Here is a 15,391-nt window from a genome sequence, read left to right as displayed (position 1 = left end):
CATGACGCTTTCCCATCCCGTCGCGGTCATCACCAGCGATGAACAAGCCCTGATTGTCGCCAGCGACCTGGCCGAAGACTTTCGCCGTGACAGCGCCCTGCGCGACCGCGAACGGCGCCTGCCGCTCGCCGAACTGGAAGCCTTTTCCCGTTCCGGCCTGTGGGGCATCAGCGTGCCCAAGGCCTACGGCGGCGCTGGCGTATCCAACGTCACCCTGGCCAAGGTCATCGCCCTGATTGCCCAGGCCGATGCCTCATTGGGGCAGATCCCGCAGAACCATTTCTATGCCCTGGAAGTGCTGCGGGTAAATGGCAGCCCGGCGCAGCAACAGCGCCTGTACGCCGAGGTCCTGGCCGGCCAGCGCTTTGGCAATGCCTTGGCGGAACTGGGTACCAAGACCGCCCATGACCGGGTGACCGCGATTACCCGTGACGGCGACGGGTTTCGTATCAGTGGCCGTAAGTTCTACGCCACCGGCGCGATCTACGCCCAGCGCATTCCCACATCGGTGGTGGACGAGCACGGCGTGCAGCAACTGGCCTTTGTCCCGCACGACAGCCAGGGCCTGACGGTGATCGACGACTGGAGCGGCTTTGGCCAGCGCACCACCGGCAGCGGCTCGGTGGTGTTCGACAACGTATGGGTCGCGGCAGCAGACGTGATCCCGTTCCAAAGCGCCTTCGAGCGCCCGACCACCGTGGGCCCGCTGGCCCAGATCCTCCACGCCGCCATCGACACCGGCATCGCCCGCGCGGCCTTTGAAGATGCCCTGCATTTTGTGCGCACTAAGACCCGGCCGTGGATCGACTCGGGCAACGACAAGGCCAGTGAAGACCCACTGACCCTCAAGAGCTTCGGCCACCTGAGCGTGCGCCTGCACGCCACCGAAGCCCTGCTGGAGCGCTCCGGCGAATTCCTCGACCGCGCCCAGGCCGACAGTACCGCGCAAACCGTCGCGGCGGCCTCGATTGCCGTGGCCGAAGTACGCGCCCTGAGCACCGAAATTTCCCTGGCCGCCGGCAGCACCCTGTTCGAACTCGCCGGCAGCCAGGCGACCCTCGCCGAACATGGCCTGGACCGCCACTGGCGCAACGCCCGGGTGCATACCCTGCACGACCCGGTGCGCTGGAAGTACCACGCGGTGGGCAATTACTACCTCAACGATGAGAACCCGCCACTGCGGGGGACCATCTGATGGCGAAGAAAAAGATCCTGCTCAATGCCTTCAACATGAACTGCATCGGGCATATCAACCACGGCCTGTGGACTCATCCACGGGACACCTCGACCCAATACAAAACCCTCGAATACTGGACTGAACTGGCGCAACTGCTGGAGCGTGGCCTGTTCGACGGTTTGTTTATCGCCGATATCGTTGGCGTGTACGACGTCTATCAAGGCTCGGTCGACGTGCCGCTCAAGGAGTCCATCCAACTGCCGGTCAACGACCCGCTGCTGCTGGTCTCGGCCATGGCCGCCGTGACCAGGAACCTGGGTTTCGGCCTGACCGCCAACCTGACCTATGAGCCGCCGTATCTGTTCGCCCGGCGCATGTCCACCCTGGATCACCTGAGCCGTGGCCGGGTGGGCTGGAACATCGTCACCGGCTACCTGGACAGCGCCGCCAAGGCCATGGGCCTCACCGAACAGGTCGAGCATGACCGGCGCTACGACCAGGCCGACGAGTACTTGGAGGTGCTGTACAAGCTCTGGGAAGGCAGCTGGGAAGACGACGCGGTACTCAACGACCCGCAACAACGCATCTATGCCCAGCCGGGCAAGGTGCACAAGGTCGAGCACCATGGCGAGTTCTATCAGGTGGAGGGCTATCACCTCTGCGAGCCCTCGCCGCAGCGCACGCCGGTGCTGTTCCAGGCCGGTAGCTCGGAGCGCGGCCTGCTGTTCGCCGGGCGCCATGCCGAGTGTGTATTTATCAGCGGGCAGAACAAGGCCGCGACCAAGGTGCAAGTGGACAAGGTGCGCGCCAGCGCGGTCGAGGCCGGGCGCAACCCGCACGACATCAAGGTGTTCATGGGGCTCAACGTGATTGTCGGCGCCACCGAGGCACTGGCCTGGGCCAAGCATGCCGAGTACCTGAGCTACGCCAGTGCCGAAGCCGGCGTGGCGCACTTCAGTGCGTCTACCGCCATCGACTTTTCGCAATACGAACTGGATGAACCGATCCAGTACGTGAAGAGCAACGCCATCCAGTCAGCCACCAAGGCCTTGCAAAACAACGACTGGACCCGTCGAAAACTGCTGGAGCAGCACGCTTTGGGCGGGCGCTATATCACCCTGGTGGGTTCGCCTGCGCAGGTGGCCGATGAGCTGGAGTCCTGGATCGCCGAGACCGGCCTGGATGGCTTCAACCTGACGCGCATTGTGACGCCGGAGAGCTATGTGGATTTTATCGAGCTGGTGATTCCCGAGTTGCAAAGGCGTGGGTCGTACAAGACGGCTTATGACGCGGGCACCCTGCGCGAAAAAGTGTTCCACGGCGATGCCCATTTACCCAAACAACACACCGGCTCTCACTACCGCCACTAACCCAAAAATGTGGGAGCGGGCTTGCTCGCGAATGCGGTGTGCCAGTCACCGAATTTGCTAGCTGACACACCGCATTCGCGAGCAAGCCCGCTCCCACATTTAGATTTTTATTGCTCATACCTACACGTTACGACTGGAAATCGACCATGAAAAAAATACTGCTCTCCCACCCAGTCAAGGCACTGGCCCTGGCCCTCGGCCTGTTCAGCTCGGCGGTTTTTGCCGCCGATGCGCCGCTCAAAGTCGGCACCACCGCCGCCTTCGCCATTCCCCTGGAGGCCGCCGTCGAAGAGGCCGGCAAGCAGGGCCTGAAAGTCGAGCTGGTGGAGTTCACCGACTGGATCGCGCCCAACGTCAGCCTCGCCGCCGGCGATATCGACGTGAACTACTTCCAGCACATCCCTTTCCTGGAAAACGCCAAGGCCGCTGCCGGTTTTGACTTGGTGCCATTCAAGCCCGGGATCATCAACAACGTGGGCCTGTACTCGAAAAAATACAAAAGCTTCGATGAACTGCCCCAAGGCGCCAGCGTGGCCATCGCCAACGACCCGATCAACAGCGGGCGCGGCCTGCAACTGCTGGCCAAGGCAGGCTTGATCACCCTCAAGCCGGGCGTGGGCTACAAGGCCACCGAAGAAGACATCGTCGCCAACCCGAAAAAAATCAAGATCCTGCAAGTCGAAGCGGTGCAGCTGGTGCGCGCCTATGACGATGCCGACCTGGTGCAGGGCTACCCGGCCTATATCCGCCTGTCCAAGACCTTCAATGCCGAGTCGGCGCTGCTGTTCGACGGCCTCGACCACCCGGAATACGTGATCCAGTTCGTGACCCAGCCCAAAGGCACCAGCGACCCACGGGTGATCAAGTTCGTCGAGATCTACCAGCACTCGCCGGTGGTCCGCGCAGCCCTGGATAAATCCCTGGGCAAGCTCTACCAAGTCGGCTGGGAAGGCTGAATATGAGCGCCGCCAACGCCCAACTGCGCGACCTCGGCACACCGCCCGCGGACGCCCGGCAGACAGAGCTGCATCCGGACTTGAACCACGCCCATGTGCGTTTTATCAACCTGGGCAAAACCTATGACGGCACGGTGCACGCGCTGCAAGGCATCGACCTGGCGATCCAGCGCGGCGAAGTGTTCGGCATCATCGGCCGCAGCGGCGCTGGCAAGTCGTCGCTGATCCGCACCATCAACCGCCTGGAACAACCCAGCAGCGGCCGGGTGTTGATCGACCAGGTGGATATCGGCGACTTCGACGAAGACCGCCTGGTGGCCCTGCGGCGGCGCATCGGCATGATCTTCCAGCACTTCAACCTGATGTCGGCCAAGACCGTGTGGCAGAACGTCGAACTGCCGCTGAAAGTGGCCGGTGTGCCCAAGCCACAGCGCGAGCAAAAAGTGCGTGAGCTCCTGGAATTGGTCGGTTTGCAGGACAAGCACAAGGCGTACCCGGCGCAGTTGTCCGGCGGCCAGAAGCAACGGGTGGGCATCGCCCGCTCGCTGGTGCACGACCCGCAGATCCTGCTGTGCGACGAAGCCACCTCGGCCCTGGACCCGGAAACCACCCAGTCGATCCTCGGCCTGTTGCGCGAGATCAACCAGCGCCTGGGCCTGACCATCGTGCTGATCACCCATGAGATGGCCGTGATCCGCGAAATCTGCGACCGCGTGGTGGTGCTCGAACATGGGCGGATCGTCGAGCAAGGCCCGGTGTGGGAGGTGTTTGGCAACCCTCGGCACGAGGTCAGCAAAACCCTGCTGGCGCCCCTGCAACACGGCTTGCCCGACGAGTTGCAAAAACGCCTGCAGGCCACGCCGCAGTCGGCGCATGCGGCGGTAGTGCTGCGCCTGCAGTTTACCGGCGCCAGTGCCGATGAACCGGACCTCGCCGCGCTGTTCAGCGCCCTGGGTGGGCGCGTGCGCCTGCTGCAAGGTGGGGTCGAACGCATCCAGGGCCACGCCCTGGGGCAATTGCTGCTGGCGGTGACGGGCTCAACCCTGGACGCCGACACATTACGCACCCGCGCCACGCGCTGGGCACAACAGGTCGAGGTGCTGGGTTATGTGGTTTGATCGTTTATTGCAGGGCGCCATCGACACCTTGTTGATGGTGGGCGTGTCATCGTTGATCGCGTTGCTGGTGGGGATCCCGCTGGCGGTGTTCCTGGTGACCAGCGACAAGGGCGGCATCTACCAGGCCCCGGCGTTGAACCGGGTGCTGGGAGCGTTCGTCAATCTGTTCCGCTCCATCCCGTTCCTGATTCTGATGGTGGCGCTGATCCCCTTCACCCGGCTGATCGTCGGCACCACCTATGGCGTGTGGGCAGCGGTGGTACCGCTGACCATCGCCGCCACGCCGTTCTTTGCGCGGATCGCCGAAGTCAGCCTGCGTGAAGTCGACTACGGCCTGATCGAAGCGGCGCAGGCCATGGGCTGCCGGCGCTGGCATATCGTCTGGCATGTGCTGTTGCCGGAAGCGCTGCCGGGGATTGTCGGCGGGTTCACCATTACCCTGGTGACCATGATCAACTCCTCGGCCATGGCCGGGGCGATTGGCGCCGGTGGCCTGGGGGACATCGCCTACCGCTACGGCTACCAACGCTTCGACAGCCAGATCATGCTCACGGTGATTGTGCTGCTGGTGATTCTGGTGGCGGTGATCCAACTGGGCGGCGATCGCCTGGCGCGCGGGCTCAACAAGCGCTGAGGTATAGTCGGCACCTCTCTTTGCCCTGGTGCCGACTGCCATGAAACTCGCCCCCGACGACCTCCACCAGATTACTTCCACCACCCTGGGCCACTACAACCAGGTGGCCGAGGATTTTCGCGAAGGCACCCGCGACCATGATGTGAGCCAAAACATCGACGCGTTGCTGCGGCATATCCAGGGTGATGCACCGTTTACCGTGCTGGATTTCGGCTGTGGGCCGGGGCGCGATTTGCAGACGTTTACCCGCCTGGGACATACCGCCGTCGGGCTCGATGGCGCCGAGCGGTTTGCACAGATGGCGCGCCAGGACAGCGGCTGCGAGGTACTGCACCAGGACTTCCTCAAACTCGACCTACCGGCCGGGCGGTTCGATGGGATCTTTGCCAATGCGGTGCTGTTTCATATTCCCAAGCAGGAATTGCCGCGCATTCTCAGGCAGCTGCATGGGGCGTTGAAGCCGGGTGGCGTCTTGTTCAGCTCCAACCCCCGAGGGGAAAACCAGGAGGGCTGGAACGGGCCGCGGTATGGCTCGTACCACGACATTGCGGCCTGGCAGGGGCTGCTGACGACGGCGGGGTTTGAGGAGCTGGAGCACTACTATCGCCCGGCAGGCCTGCCGCTCGAGCAGCAGCCTTGGTTGGCCAGTGTGTGGCGTAAGGTTGGGGTTGTCTGAGCGGATGCTATCGCGGGCAAGTCGAGGCTGTTACCGACTTTCTGAATAGTCAGTAAGCTCGCCCCTAATGTCACGTCGGACACTTCCGGATTTACCTCTCTCCCGCCTATTCATCCCTTGCTGCGACATAACATCTCGCCTGTCATTTACGAACAGGGATTACGTCATGCAGGAAAGCGATCTTCATGCGGCAATCATGCGAAGCCAACTTGAGCTAGACCGAAATGGCATAGATTTCGGCTCGACTGCCAGCATGGCATTTCATCTAGGAAATACGATGACAAGCTGCCCGGCAGTCATGGCTTTGCCTAATACACCAGGCTGGACCCATGGCGCCAAGTACAAGTTACTCACACCCACCCATGCCGACTCTTCTGTACCGAACACTACTTTTGAAGAGCTCTGGAAATGCACACAGCAACACTACGGCTTGACAGCAGCAACGGTTATAACCGGCATGGCGGGCATACCTATCAGCAAAATTGCCGTGGGAACCTGGGTTCACGTTGGCTCCAGCAAAACAACAAACTTGGCTAGCCTTATTGGAATGCGCTTTTTCCCTCGGACACTGATCAGGCAGCCGACATTGGCCAGCATGGCGAAAGCTACTTTTGGTACCGTCCGGGTATTTGGCATTCTCGGGCGAGGCATTCCCTTCGTTGCTGCAGGTTTGGCTGTTTTTGATCTTATTAGTATTGGTAAGTGTGCCTATGAGGCAAGAAATGGAAAGTAACCTGACCAGGGCCGAGATCAGTGAAAAAGTGATCCGGCTTTTCGTCGATATCATTGGCTTTATCGACCTAAGCCAGGTGACAGAACAAACGGACTTCATCCACGACTTTAAGATCATTGATGAAGATCTGACCTGCTTTGTCATGCAGATCAAATGGCAATTCAAATTGCAGGCAACTCAGGATGATTGGGATCACATCACGACTATCCAGCAAGTTGTCGATTTGATAGTTCAATCTCGGCGGGGAGGCAACTGACGCCATCGCTAATCCACCTGATACACCACCGGCCCTGCCCCCACCACCAACGCCGTCACACTGCGCCCCGCATAGCCTTCCCTTTGCTCCTGCGCAAAATTGGCCACCAACCGCGTGCCATCGGCAAAGGTCGTCTGCTGCACCAGCCGGTCGCTGCTCAGCCAGCGGAAATCCGTCAGTGCCTGGGTCGCGAGGCGCTCATGCAATGGGCGAAAGAACCCATCCTGGCGCTGGATCATTGGCAAGCGCTGCTTCAACGTAGCGGCACTCAGGTGATAGAGCGGCGGCACGTTGTAAAGCAGTTGGGTCAGCTCGTTCTGCGCCTGCACATTGCTCAGTTTCAGGCTGTCGAACAACCAGTGATGGGTGGTGATGACCGAGCCATGAAAGACCGCCTGATACAACGGCAGGCGCATCGCCGGGGCGAAGTACAAGGTGCGCAGCGGCTCTTTGAGTGGCACGCGCTTGAAGAATACCGCTGGCTGTTCCGGTGGGTACCAGGCCCCAACGTAGTAAGACGATTGTTTGTCCTGGGTCATCTCGCGGTCGCCCCAGCCCATGACCGGCGTCTGCATGCCATGGGCGAACAACACACCCCGGGCGGTGGTGGCGTTGCCGTCTTCAGAGCCCACCGGCACCTGGAGGTGGCTGCCGATCCAGCGTGCCGCATCGACATTGCCTTCAGCGTTCTGCGCCTGGGTCATGCCCAGCACTGAGCGGTAGCTGTCAAACAGCATGCCGGTGGCATAGGCATCGAGAAACCAGGCATTGAAACCGGCCGCGGCCTGCACCGCTGTCACCCGCGCCTGCAGCAACGGGCGCACGCAGCGCGGGTCGGTGTAGTGCCCGGATTTCTGGAAACCCGTCTTGAGCTGGCCGTTCTTGAGCATGATCGCGCAGTCTCGGTAGGCGCGGCTGCCCAGGTGCGCGGTGATCCAATCGGGGTTTTCGCTATCCGCCAGCGCGGTTTCATAAGAGTCATAGGGCGCCATCAAGTATCCGGCCTCGACCCCCTTGCGCACAGCCTCGGGGTGCCAGAGCCCGCCTTCCCAGCCCTCCCCCAGGGTCAACAGCAGGCGTTGCAGGCCGCTGTCCTGCAGGGTCTTTATCGTGGCTGTCGACAACGTGCTGCCCCAGGCTTGAGGGGGGGAGTTCAAGGCGCTGGCAAACGCCAACGCCAGTTCCTCACGGACTGCGCCGTAGCCGGCGACGAGTGCCTGCATATCGGGCTGCACCTGGGCCTGCCAGTTCAGCCGCGCCTTTTTGTTCAGCGCCGCGTTAAGCCCTCTGAGCAGCACGCCTTGCTGATAGCGGTCCAGAAACGGCAGGGTGACTTGCACCACCTGCGCCGCTTGCGGGTCCAGCAGGCCATTGAGTTGCGCGCCCAGCCCGTCAGGGGCGCGCAGCAATGTGCGTAACTGCGCCCAATCGCGCACATCGCCCAGCCCCAGCAGGTCATTGCCCCACAGGTACACATGGCTGGCGCCCAACAGTTTTTTGCCGGCGGGGATCTGTTGCAGCTTGTCTGCCAAAGGCTCGTAGCGCCCCTGCTCTATCAGCCATTGGCGATAGCGTTTGGCGCCGGCCAGCACGTCGGCCTCGCCCAGGTTCAGGCGCAGGGTCATGGGCGCGGTGGGGTCAAGGCCGGTGAATTCATGGTGCAGCGACAAGCCCAGGCGCGAGCCCTCGGCCTGCCACTGCAAGCGATTGTTGTAGGGGTTGGTCAGCAGCCAGTTGAGGGTAAAGCTGCCGTGGTCGACGCCCCATAACGGCAGGCTCAGGTCCTGGGTGCTGTTCACGTCGCCCTGTTCGAGCAGGAAGTCTTGCCAGAGACGATTGCCGGCAGGGATGTAATGCCCCTCGGCCAAGGGCCAGATCAAACCATTGCCCATGGCGCTGGCAGGCTGGCGGATAAGCTCAAGCTCCGCGGCCTCGCGTGCGCTGACGGTGAGGATCAGGTCGCGCTGGTCGAGGGTGGCGCTGAGGCGATAGGCGCCGTTGTCCCATTGCCAATCGGCCTGTTGTTTGGACTTTTTCAACTGGCTGACCTGATGGGCCGCCACGCCACTGGCAGCTTGCACCGGTTCGTCGCCCGCCGGAGTCACGCGCACGGCCAGGGTGGCCGCGTCGAGTTCAATACGCCAATGGGGGTTTTCCAGAACGGTGCTGGCAACTGCCAGTGGCGACAGCAGCAGCACACAGATGCACAAGGCACGGCGCAAGTTAAGGGGCATGACGTGGGCCTTCACAGGAGCGAAAGCCCGAGGGTAAAACATTTCGTTGATCGGAACTTTTCCGAGGCCCATTTAAAGATTTTTCCCACTGCCAGCCCCTGTGGCAAGGGGGCTTGTCCCCTCACCACAGTTTGCGTTACGGCGCGGTCTTGGGCTCGCGGATTTTGTACCAGGCCACATACAGCGCCGGTAAAAACAGCAACGTCAGCAAGGTCGCGATGATAATGCCGCCGATCATCGCGTAAGCCATCGGCCCCCAGAACACCTCCCGCGCGATGGGGATCATGCCCAGGCTGGCCGCGGCTGCCGTCAGCAGGATCGGCCGACGCCGGTGTTCGGTGGCTTGCACCACCGCGTCCCACGGCGTGTAGCCATCACGCTCATAGGCGTCGATCTGGGTCACCAGGATCACCGAGTTGCGGATGATGATGCCGATCAGCGCCAGGATCCCCAGGATCGCCACAAAGCCCATGGGCGTGCCGGTGGGAATCAGCGCCAGCACCACGCCGATCAAGCCCAGCGGGGCCACACTGGCCACCAGGAACATCTTCTGCACGCTGTGCAACTGGATCATCAGGAAGGTCGCCATCAAGAACAGCATCAACGGCACCACGCTGGCGATCGGGCCCTGGGCCTTGCCGCTTTCTTCCACGGTACCGCCGGTTGCGACCTTGTAGCCCACCGGCAACGCGGCGCTGAACTTGTCGATTTCAGGCTTGAGCTGCTTGACCAGGTCGGTCGGCTGCATCTCGTCGCGCACGGCGGCCTTGATGGTGATGGTTGGCTTGCGATCGCGCCGCCACACCAGCGGCTGCTCCAACTCGTAGCGCACGGTGGCAAAGGCCAACAGCGGGATCGAGGTACCGCTCGGCGTGACAATCTGCAGGTTCTGCAAGGTTTCCGGGGTACCGCGTTCGGCGTCTTCGGCGCGGCCGACCACGTTGATCAAGTAGATATCGTCGTGCACCTGGGTCACGGCCGAGCCGCTGACCACGCTGTTCATCAACTGCGCCACATCTTCGGACGACAGCCCGAGCTGGCGCGCCTTGTCCTGGGCGATATCGACCCGCAGCACTTTGCCCGGCTCGTTCCAGTCGTAGATGATCTCGCCCAGGTGGCTGTTTTTATCCAGCAGTGTCGCCAGTTCGATGGCGTGTTTGCGCACCTGGTCGATGTCCTTGCCCGATACCCGGTACTGGATCGGGCGCCCGACCGGCGGGCCCATTTCCAGGGGTTGGACAAAACTGCCGACACCCACGAAGTCATCGCGCAAACGTTTTTGCAGGCGCTCGATCAACGCGCCGCGCTCTTCCAGGCCTTTGCTGACGATCACCAACTGCGCGTAGTACGGGTTCTCCAGTTGCTGGTCCAGGGGCAGGTAGAAACGGATCGCACCCTGGCCGATGTAGGTGCTCCAGCGTGCGATGTCCGGGTCGTCCTTGATGATCGCTTCAAGCCGGTCCACCGCCTTGCGGGTTTCATTGATCGAGGCATTTTGCGGCAGGTTGAGGTCGACGAGGATTTCCGGGCGATCGGACGACGGGAAAAACTGGTTCTGCACAAACTGCATGGAAAACACCGACGCCACGAACAGCAGCACCGTGAGGCCGATCGCCCACCAGCGATTGCGCATGGCCCACAACATGCCGCCATTGAATGCCCGGCCAATGCGCCCCGGCTCTTCATTGTGCGGTTTGACCTTGCTGCTGAGGATATGCACGCCAATCACCGGCGCAAACAACACGGCCACTACCCACGACACCAGCATCGCCACCGCAATCACCGCAAACAGGGTGAAGGTGTATTCGCCGGCCGAGCTGGCGTTGAGGCCAATGGGCACAAACCCGGCCACGGTCACCAGGGTGCCGGTGAGCATTGGGAACGCGGTGGAGGTGTAGGCGTAGGTCGCAGCCTGCTCCAGGGTCTCGCCTTTTTCCAGGCGGGTGATCATCATTTCCACGGTGATCATCGCGTCGTCCACCAGCAAACCAAGGGCGATGATCAACGCGCCCAGCGACACCCGCTGCATGGTGATGCCGCTGTACTCCATAAACACAAACACCAGCGCCAGCACCAGCGGGATCGAGCATGCCACCACCAACCCGGCACGCAGGCCGAGGCTGATAAAGCTCACCACCAGCACGATGATCACCGCTTCGAACAGCGCACTGGTGAAGCCGCCGACCGCTTCCTCCACCACCTCTGCCTGGTCCGACACCTTGTGCACGCCAATGCCCACCGGCAGGTCGGCCGTCAGCTCGTCCATGCGCTGGTGCAGCGCCTTGCCAAATTCCTGGATGTTGCCGCCCTTCTGCATGGCGATGGCCAGGCCGATGGCTTGCTGACCGTTGAAACGAAACATCGGCCGCGCCGGATCCACATAGCCACGGCTGATATCAGCGATATCCGCCAACCGATAGAAACGATCATTGAGCCGCAGATTGACGTCGGCCAGATCCTTTTCCGAGGCGAATTGCCCCGAGGTACGCACCGAAATCCGCTCCGGCCCGGCCTCGATCACCCCGGCCGGGGTCACCGCGTTCTGCGATTGCAGGCTCTGCACCACCTGGCGCTGGTCAATCCCCAGGGCGGCCAGTTTGCGCGTGGAAAAATTCAGGTAAATCACTTCGTCCTGCTGGCCGATCATCTCGACCTTGCCCAACCCCGGCACAGCCCGGATCTCGGCGCGCACCTGCTCGACGTAATCGCGCAACTGGCGCATCGACATGCCGTCGGCGGTAAAGGCATACACCGAGCCAAACACGTCACCAAACTCGTCGTTGAACGAAGGCCCCTGCAAGCCCTGGGGGAAGGTGCCGCGGATGTCGTCGATTTTCTTGCGCACCTGGTACCAGATCTCGGGGATCGCCTTGGCGCTGGTGGTGTCCTTGAGGAACACGAAAACCGTGGATTCACCAGGCCGGGTGTAGCTTTTCACATAGTCCAGCGAGTCCAGTTCTTCGAGCTTTTTCTCGATGCGGTCGGTGACCTGCTTGAGGGTTTCTTCCTGGGTCGCGCCCGGCCAGCGGGTCTGGATCACCATGGTCTTGATGGTGAAGGACGGATCTTCCTCGCGCCCCAGGTTCATGTAGGAAAACACGCCCATCAGCAGCGCGACGAACATCAGGTACCAGACGAAGGACTGATGCTTGAGTGCCCAGTCGGATAAGTTGAAGCTCCCTTTCATCGCGGGCTGTCCTCGTCGGTTTTGACTTTTTGTCCGGGTTTGAGGCTGTTGACGCCGGCGCTGACCACACGCTCCCCAGGCTGCACCCCGCCGTTAAGCACGACACGGCTGGCATCGCGGCTGACCAGGGTTACATCACGGGGCTGCACGCTCTGCTGCTGCGTATCGATGACCCAGATACGGGCCTTGCCTTCGACATCCTGCACCGCGCTGGCGGGCAACTCGATACGCGGGGCGATGGCCGAGCTCAAGGTCACGCTGATCGCCGTGCCCAGGCGGAACGCCGGCGGCGTCTGGGCCAGGGTCAGGCGTGCGCGCCGGGTGCGGGTTGCACTCTGCGCCTGGGGCTCGATCTCGCGCACGGTGGCGGTGGTGTTGATGCCGGGGTCCAACTGGCTGGCCACCAGAAACACCACATCGCTCGGCAGGCGCTCGGCGAGGCCGGCGGGCAGGTCGATCACCGCTTCCTTGATATCCGGGCGGGCCAGCGTCACCACTTGCTGACCGGCACTCACTACTTGGCCGGCCTCGGCATTCCAAGCGGTGACGATGCCGCCATGGTCGGTGCGCAACTCGGCGTAGTTGAGCTGATCCCTGGCCTGGTCCACCGCCGCCTTGGCCTGGTCGAGTGAGGCCTGGGTGGTTTTCAGGTCGGTCTGGGCAACGTCCAGTTGTGCCTGGGCGCCAACACCACGGTTGAACAATTCCTGCTGGCGACGGGCATTGGCCTGGGCATTGATAAATTGCGCCTGGATCCGCGCCAGGTCGCCCTGGGCGGCGCGCAGCTGGTTCTGCTGGTCAGTGGGGTCGAGCACCGCCAGCAGGGCGCCCTTGTCGACTTCGGCGCCCACATCTACCGCACGCCGCGCAATGCGCCCCGGCACCCGGAAGCCCAGGTTGCTTTCATAGCGCGCCTGGATACTGCCGGCGAAGCGCCCAAGGTGCTCCTGGTCTTCGGCTTTTACCTCGACCCAAAGCACCGGGCGCACCGGTTCCGGCGCCGGTTCTTCCTTGGAACAGGCGATCAGCAACAGGCTGCTGGCGAGGATCAGCGTCTGGCGTTTCATGGCTGCACTCCCTGGGCCTGGGCCTGGTCCGGCGCCTGGGCGATCTCCACGAGCATGCCCGGATGCAGCAATTGCCCACCGGCCACCACGACGTTTTCGCCGCCCTTGAGGCCATCGCCGATGATCACCTTACCGGTCAGGTAGCGGGCGACGGTGACCTTGTGCAGTTGCGCCTTGCCGTCGCCATCCACCAGCCACACAGCGGGCTCGCTTAGATCCTTGGTCAACGCGGCCCAAGGCAGCTCGATGCTGGCCTTGGCTTGCCCGTTGGCGGTGGCACTGACCACCGAGCCCAGTTGCATGCCCGTGGGCAAGGCATCCAGGGCGATCTTCACCTGCACGGTGCCGCTGTTGGCCGCAACGGCCGGGGTCACTTCACGCACCCGGCCCACGGCCTTGATGCTCGGGTTATCCAACAAGCTGACGGTGATCGGTACATCCGGCGCAGGTTCGGCCAGCAGCGACTCGTAGACGTTGAACACCGCGTCGCGCTCGCCATCGCGGGCCAGGCTGAAGATCGGTACGGTGGCCTGCACCACCTGGCCCACTTCGGCCTGGCGCGCGGTAATCACCCCCGGCGCTTCGGCGATCAACGCCGTATAGCCCAACTGCTCGCGGGCATTGGCCAACTGCGCCTGCGCGGCAGCCAGGGCGCTTTGACTGCTGCGCAATGCGGCCTGGGCGGCATCGTATTCACTGCGACTGGTGTAGCCCTTGGGCAGGAGTTTTTCCTGGCGCACAAAAGCCGCCGCCGTCTGTTTGACCCGCGCCTGTTCCGCCACCACCTGGGCCTGGGCGGAATCGACATTGGTCTGCAAATCCTTGGGATCGAGCTTGGCCAGCACTTGCCGGGCCGTCACGCGGTCGCCGACATCGACCATGCGCTGGATAATCTTGCCGCCCACGCGAAATGACAAATCGGTCTGCACCCGCGCCTGGATATCCCCGGTGAGGGTCACCGCCGCTGCAAAGTCGGTCGGCTGCACCGTTTGCACAAACACCCTGGAATGGGCCTTGGGCTCAGGTTTTTCCTGGCCGCAGCCGCTCAGCAGCACCAGCAGGGCAACGCTACAAATAACTGTTGAGGTGGGACCGCCCATGCAGACTCCTTTCGCGTGATACCGACGTGCCAGTGTGTATGCGACTGTGAGCTTAGTTCAGGGTTCCTTACCTGCACGCAGACGCCTGATAGTTTGCGCGCCGACCTACCCTGTTAGTTCTGACAGTAGACAGCCCTTTGCCCCCTTGTAGTCATTGAGTTCGGTCTTGCTGCGCGGGCATGCGCACGCGCTGCTGTGCAAGCACACAATGACCAACGTCGAGGTAGACGCTATGAGCAACCCAAGGCCAACAAAGCTCCCACCGCTAGTAATTGCCGAAGCCAAGCCCGTGTCGGCACCGTCCCATCAATATGAATGATCGTTAAAAGACGTCCCCAGCGACGGGGCAAACGCCAGCATTGAGCCTACCGATATAGGGACAAGCAAAGACCGCCTTCAGATCTACATCAATGGCAAGGTAGTAGTGGATGAGGAATTCAACAACAAACCGCCACAGACCATTCATGCGCGCATTCCCAGGTCTGAACTGCTTAAGAGCACCTGGGTACATCGGCAATCCACTATATGATCCGAATCGGCCAGGGAAATGGCGAGATGGGTGAATCACAAACGTACCTGATTACCCATTGATCATGGCATTGCGCCAAAGTGCTGGGGAGGTTCGATTGTGCTGGATGAGCCGGCCTGGCACTGGCCGAGTCAGGCGGTGCCTACGCAGGCAGCACAGGCTTTCAGACATTGACGAAATCCCCTGTGGCGAGCGGGCTCGCCCCGCGCTGGGCTGCGAAGCAGCCCAAAAACCAGCCGCTGCGGTGTATCTGATACACCGCATTCGGCTCACTGGGGCCGCTTCGCAGCCCAGCGCGGGGCGAGCCCGCTCGCCACAACAGCCCTATCTGCCTGGTTTTAAAATGTGTAGATA

The 15,391-nt window shown here is 62.1% G+C and carries 12 protein-coding genes; 8 read left to right on the top strand and 4 right to left on the bottom strand.

Annotation, left to right across the window (positions count from 1 at the left end):
• Window position 1: 1 nt before the first annotated feature.
• The 8 genes from C5F71_RS14065 to C5F71_RS14030 all read left to right on the top strand — a co-directional run bounded on the left by C5F71_RS14065 (window position 2) and on the right by C5F71_RS14030 (window position 6,920).
• Window positions 2-1,195: an SfnB family sulfur acquisition oxidoreductase gene (locus C5F71_RS14065; protein ID WP_092232716.1), complete on the top strand. Its 1,194-nt coding sequence runs from the start codon at window positions 2-4 to the stop codon at window positions 1,193-1,195.
• Window positions 1,195-2,547 (top strand): LLM class flavin-dependent oxidoreductase, encoded by a 1,353-nt coding sequence (locus C5F71_RS14060; protein WP_104911349.1) that lies wholly within the window; start codon window positions 1,195-1,197, stop codon window positions 2,545-2,547. The genes C5F71_RS14065 and C5F71_RS14060 overlap by 1 nt, the downstream gene beginning before the upstream one ends.
• 146 nt (window positions 2,548-2,693) lie before the next feature.
• Window positions 2,694-3,503, top strand: a complete 810-nt coding sequence (locus C5F71_RS14055; RefSeq protein ID WP_104911348.1) for a MetQ/NlpA family ABC transporter substrate-binding protein — start codon at window positions 2,694-2,696, stop codon at window positions 3,501-3,503.
• Between the two features lie 2 nt (window positions 3,504-3,505).
• Window positions 3,506-4,621 (top strand): methionine ABC transporter ATP-binding protein, encoded by a 1,116-nt coding sequence (locus C5F71_RS14050; RefSeq protein ID WP_070995010.1) that lies wholly within the window; start codon window positions 3,506-3,508, stop codon window positions 4,619-4,621.
• Window positions 4,611-5,255: a methionine ABC transporter permease gene (locus tag C5F71_RS14045; protein ID WP_104911347.1), complete on the top strand. Its 645-nt coding sequence runs from the start codon at window positions 4,611-4,613 to the stop codon at window positions 5,253-5,255. The genes C5F71_RS14050 and C5F71_RS14045 overlap by 11 nt, the downstream gene beginning before the upstream one ends.
• Window positions 5,256-5,295: 40 nt before the next feature.
• Window positions 5,296-5,931 (top strand): bifunctional 2-polyprenyl-6-hydroxyphenol methylase/3-demethylubiquinol 3-O-methyltransferase UbiG, encoded by a 636-nt coding sequence (locus C5F71_RS14040; RefSeq protein ID WP_104911346.1) that lies wholly within the window; start codon window positions 5,296-5,298, stop codon window positions 5,929-5,931.
• Window positions 5,932-6,097: 166 nt separating this feature from the next.
• On the top strand, window positions 6,098-6,664 hold the full coding sequence (locus tag C5F71_RS14035; RefSeq protein ID WP_104911345.1) for a hypothetical protein: 567 nt from the start codon (window positions 6,098-6,100) through the stop codon (window positions 6,662-6,664).
• The gene (locus C5F71_RS14030) at window positions 6,654-6,920 is read left to right on the top strand and encodes an acyl carrier protein (protein ID WP_070995008.1); all 267 of its coding nucleotides are present in this window, start codon (window positions 6,654-6,656) and stop codon (window positions 6,918-6,920) included. The genes C5F71_RS14035 and C5F71_RS14030 overlap by 11 nt, the downstream gene beginning before the upstream one ends.
• Window positions 6,921-6,928: 8 nt before the next feature.
• On the opposite strand, the gene C5F71_RS14025 is transcribed toward C5F71_RS14030, so the two are convergent.
• The 4 genes from C5F71_RS14025 to C5F71_RS14010 form a co-directional block, all read right to left on the bottom strand.
• On the bottom strand, window positions 6,929-9,154 hold the full coding sequence (locus C5F71_RS14025; protein ID WP_104911344.1) for a glycoside hydrolase: 2,226 nt from the start codon (window positions 9,152-9,154) through the stop codon (window positions 6,929-6,931).
• 136 nt (window positions 9,155-9,290) lie between these two features.
• Window positions 9,291-12,341, bottom strand: coding sequence for an efflux RND transporter permease subunit (locus C5F71_RS14020; RefSeq protein ID WP_029299540.1), 3,051 nt, complete (start codon window positions 12,339-12,341; stop codon window positions 9,291-9,293).
• Window positions 12,338-13,408, bottom strand: a complete 1,071-nt coding sequence (locus tag C5F71_RS14015) for an efflux RND transporter periplasmic adaptor subunit (protein WP_092232705.1) — start codon at window positions 13,406-13,408, stop codon at window positions 12,338-12,340. Before C5F71_RS14015 ends, C5F71_RS14020 begins: the two co-directional genes overlap by 4 nt.
• Window positions 13,405-14,508 (bottom strand): efflux RND transporter periplasmic adaptor subunit, encoded by a 1,104-nt coding sequence (locus tag C5F71_RS14010; protein ID WP_070996399.1) that lies wholly within the window; start codon window positions 14,506-14,508, stop codon window positions 13,405-13,407. The genes C5F71_RS14015 and C5F71_RS14010 overlap by 4 nt, the downstream gene beginning before the upstream one ends.
• Window positions 14,509-15,391 lie beyond the last annotated feature (883 nt).

It is taken from the genome of Pseudomonas sp. LG1D9, from assembly GCF_002949995.1.
In the GTDB taxonomy this organism is placed as follows: Bacteria; Pseudomonadota; Gammaproteobacteria; order Pseudomonadales; family Pseudomonadaceae; genus Aquipseudomonas; species Aquipseudomonas proteolytica.
The sequence above is the reverse complement of the archived record's forward strand: the minus strand, read 5'-3'. Positions and strand labels throughout refer to the sequence as shown.

Bases quoted from the DNA above. Each gene is read 5' to 3' on its own strand.
- C5F71_RS14065 (WP_092232716.1), top strand. From the start codon at position 2: ATGACGCTTTCCCATCCCGTCGCGGTCATCACCAGCGATGAACAAGCC.
- C5F71_RS14060 (WP_104911349.1), top strand. From the start codon at position 1,195: ATGGCGAAGAAAAAGATCCTGCTCAATGCCTTCAACATGAACTGCATC.
- C5F71_RS14055 (WP_104911348.1), top strand. From the start codon at position 2,694: ATGAAAAAAATACTGCTCTCCCACCCAGTCAAGGCACTGGCCCTGGCC.
- C5F71_RS14050 (WP_070995010.1), top strand. From the start codon at position 3,506: ATGAGCGCCGCCAACGCCCAACTGCGCGACCTCGGCACACCGCCCGCG.
- C5F71_RS14045 (WP_104911347.1), top strand. From the start codon at position 4,611: ATGTGGTTTGATCGTTTATTGCAGGGCGCCATCGACACCTTGTTGATG.
- C5F71_RS14040 (WP_104911346.1), top strand. From the start codon at position 5,296: ATGAAACTCGCCCCCGACGACCTCCACCAGATTACTTCCACCACCCTG.
- C5F71_RS14035 (WP_104911345.1), top strand. From the start codon at position 6,098: ATGCAGGAAAGCGATCTTCATGCGGCAATCATGCGAAGCCAACTTGAG.
- C5F71_RS14030 (WP_070995008.1), top strand. From the start codon at position 6,654: ATGGAAAGTAACCTGACCAGGGCCGAGATCAGTGAAAAAGTGATCCGG.
- C5F71_RS14025 (WP_104911344.1), bottom strand. From the start codon at position 9,154: ATGCCCCTTAACTTGCGCCGTGCCTTGTGCATCTGTGTGCTGCTGCTG.
- C5F71_RS14020 (WP_029299540.1), bottom strand. From the start codon at position 12,341: ATGAAAGGGAGCTTCAACTTATCCGACTGGGCACTCAAGCATCAGTCC.
- C5F71_RS14015 (WP_092232705.1), bottom strand. From the start codon at position 13,408: ATGAAACGCCAGACGCTGATCCTCGCCAGCAGCCTGTTGCTGATCGCC.
- C5F71_RS14010 (WP_070996399.1), bottom strand. From the start codon at position 14,508: ATGGGCGGTCCCACCTCAACAGTTATTTGTAGCGTTGCCCTGCTGGTG.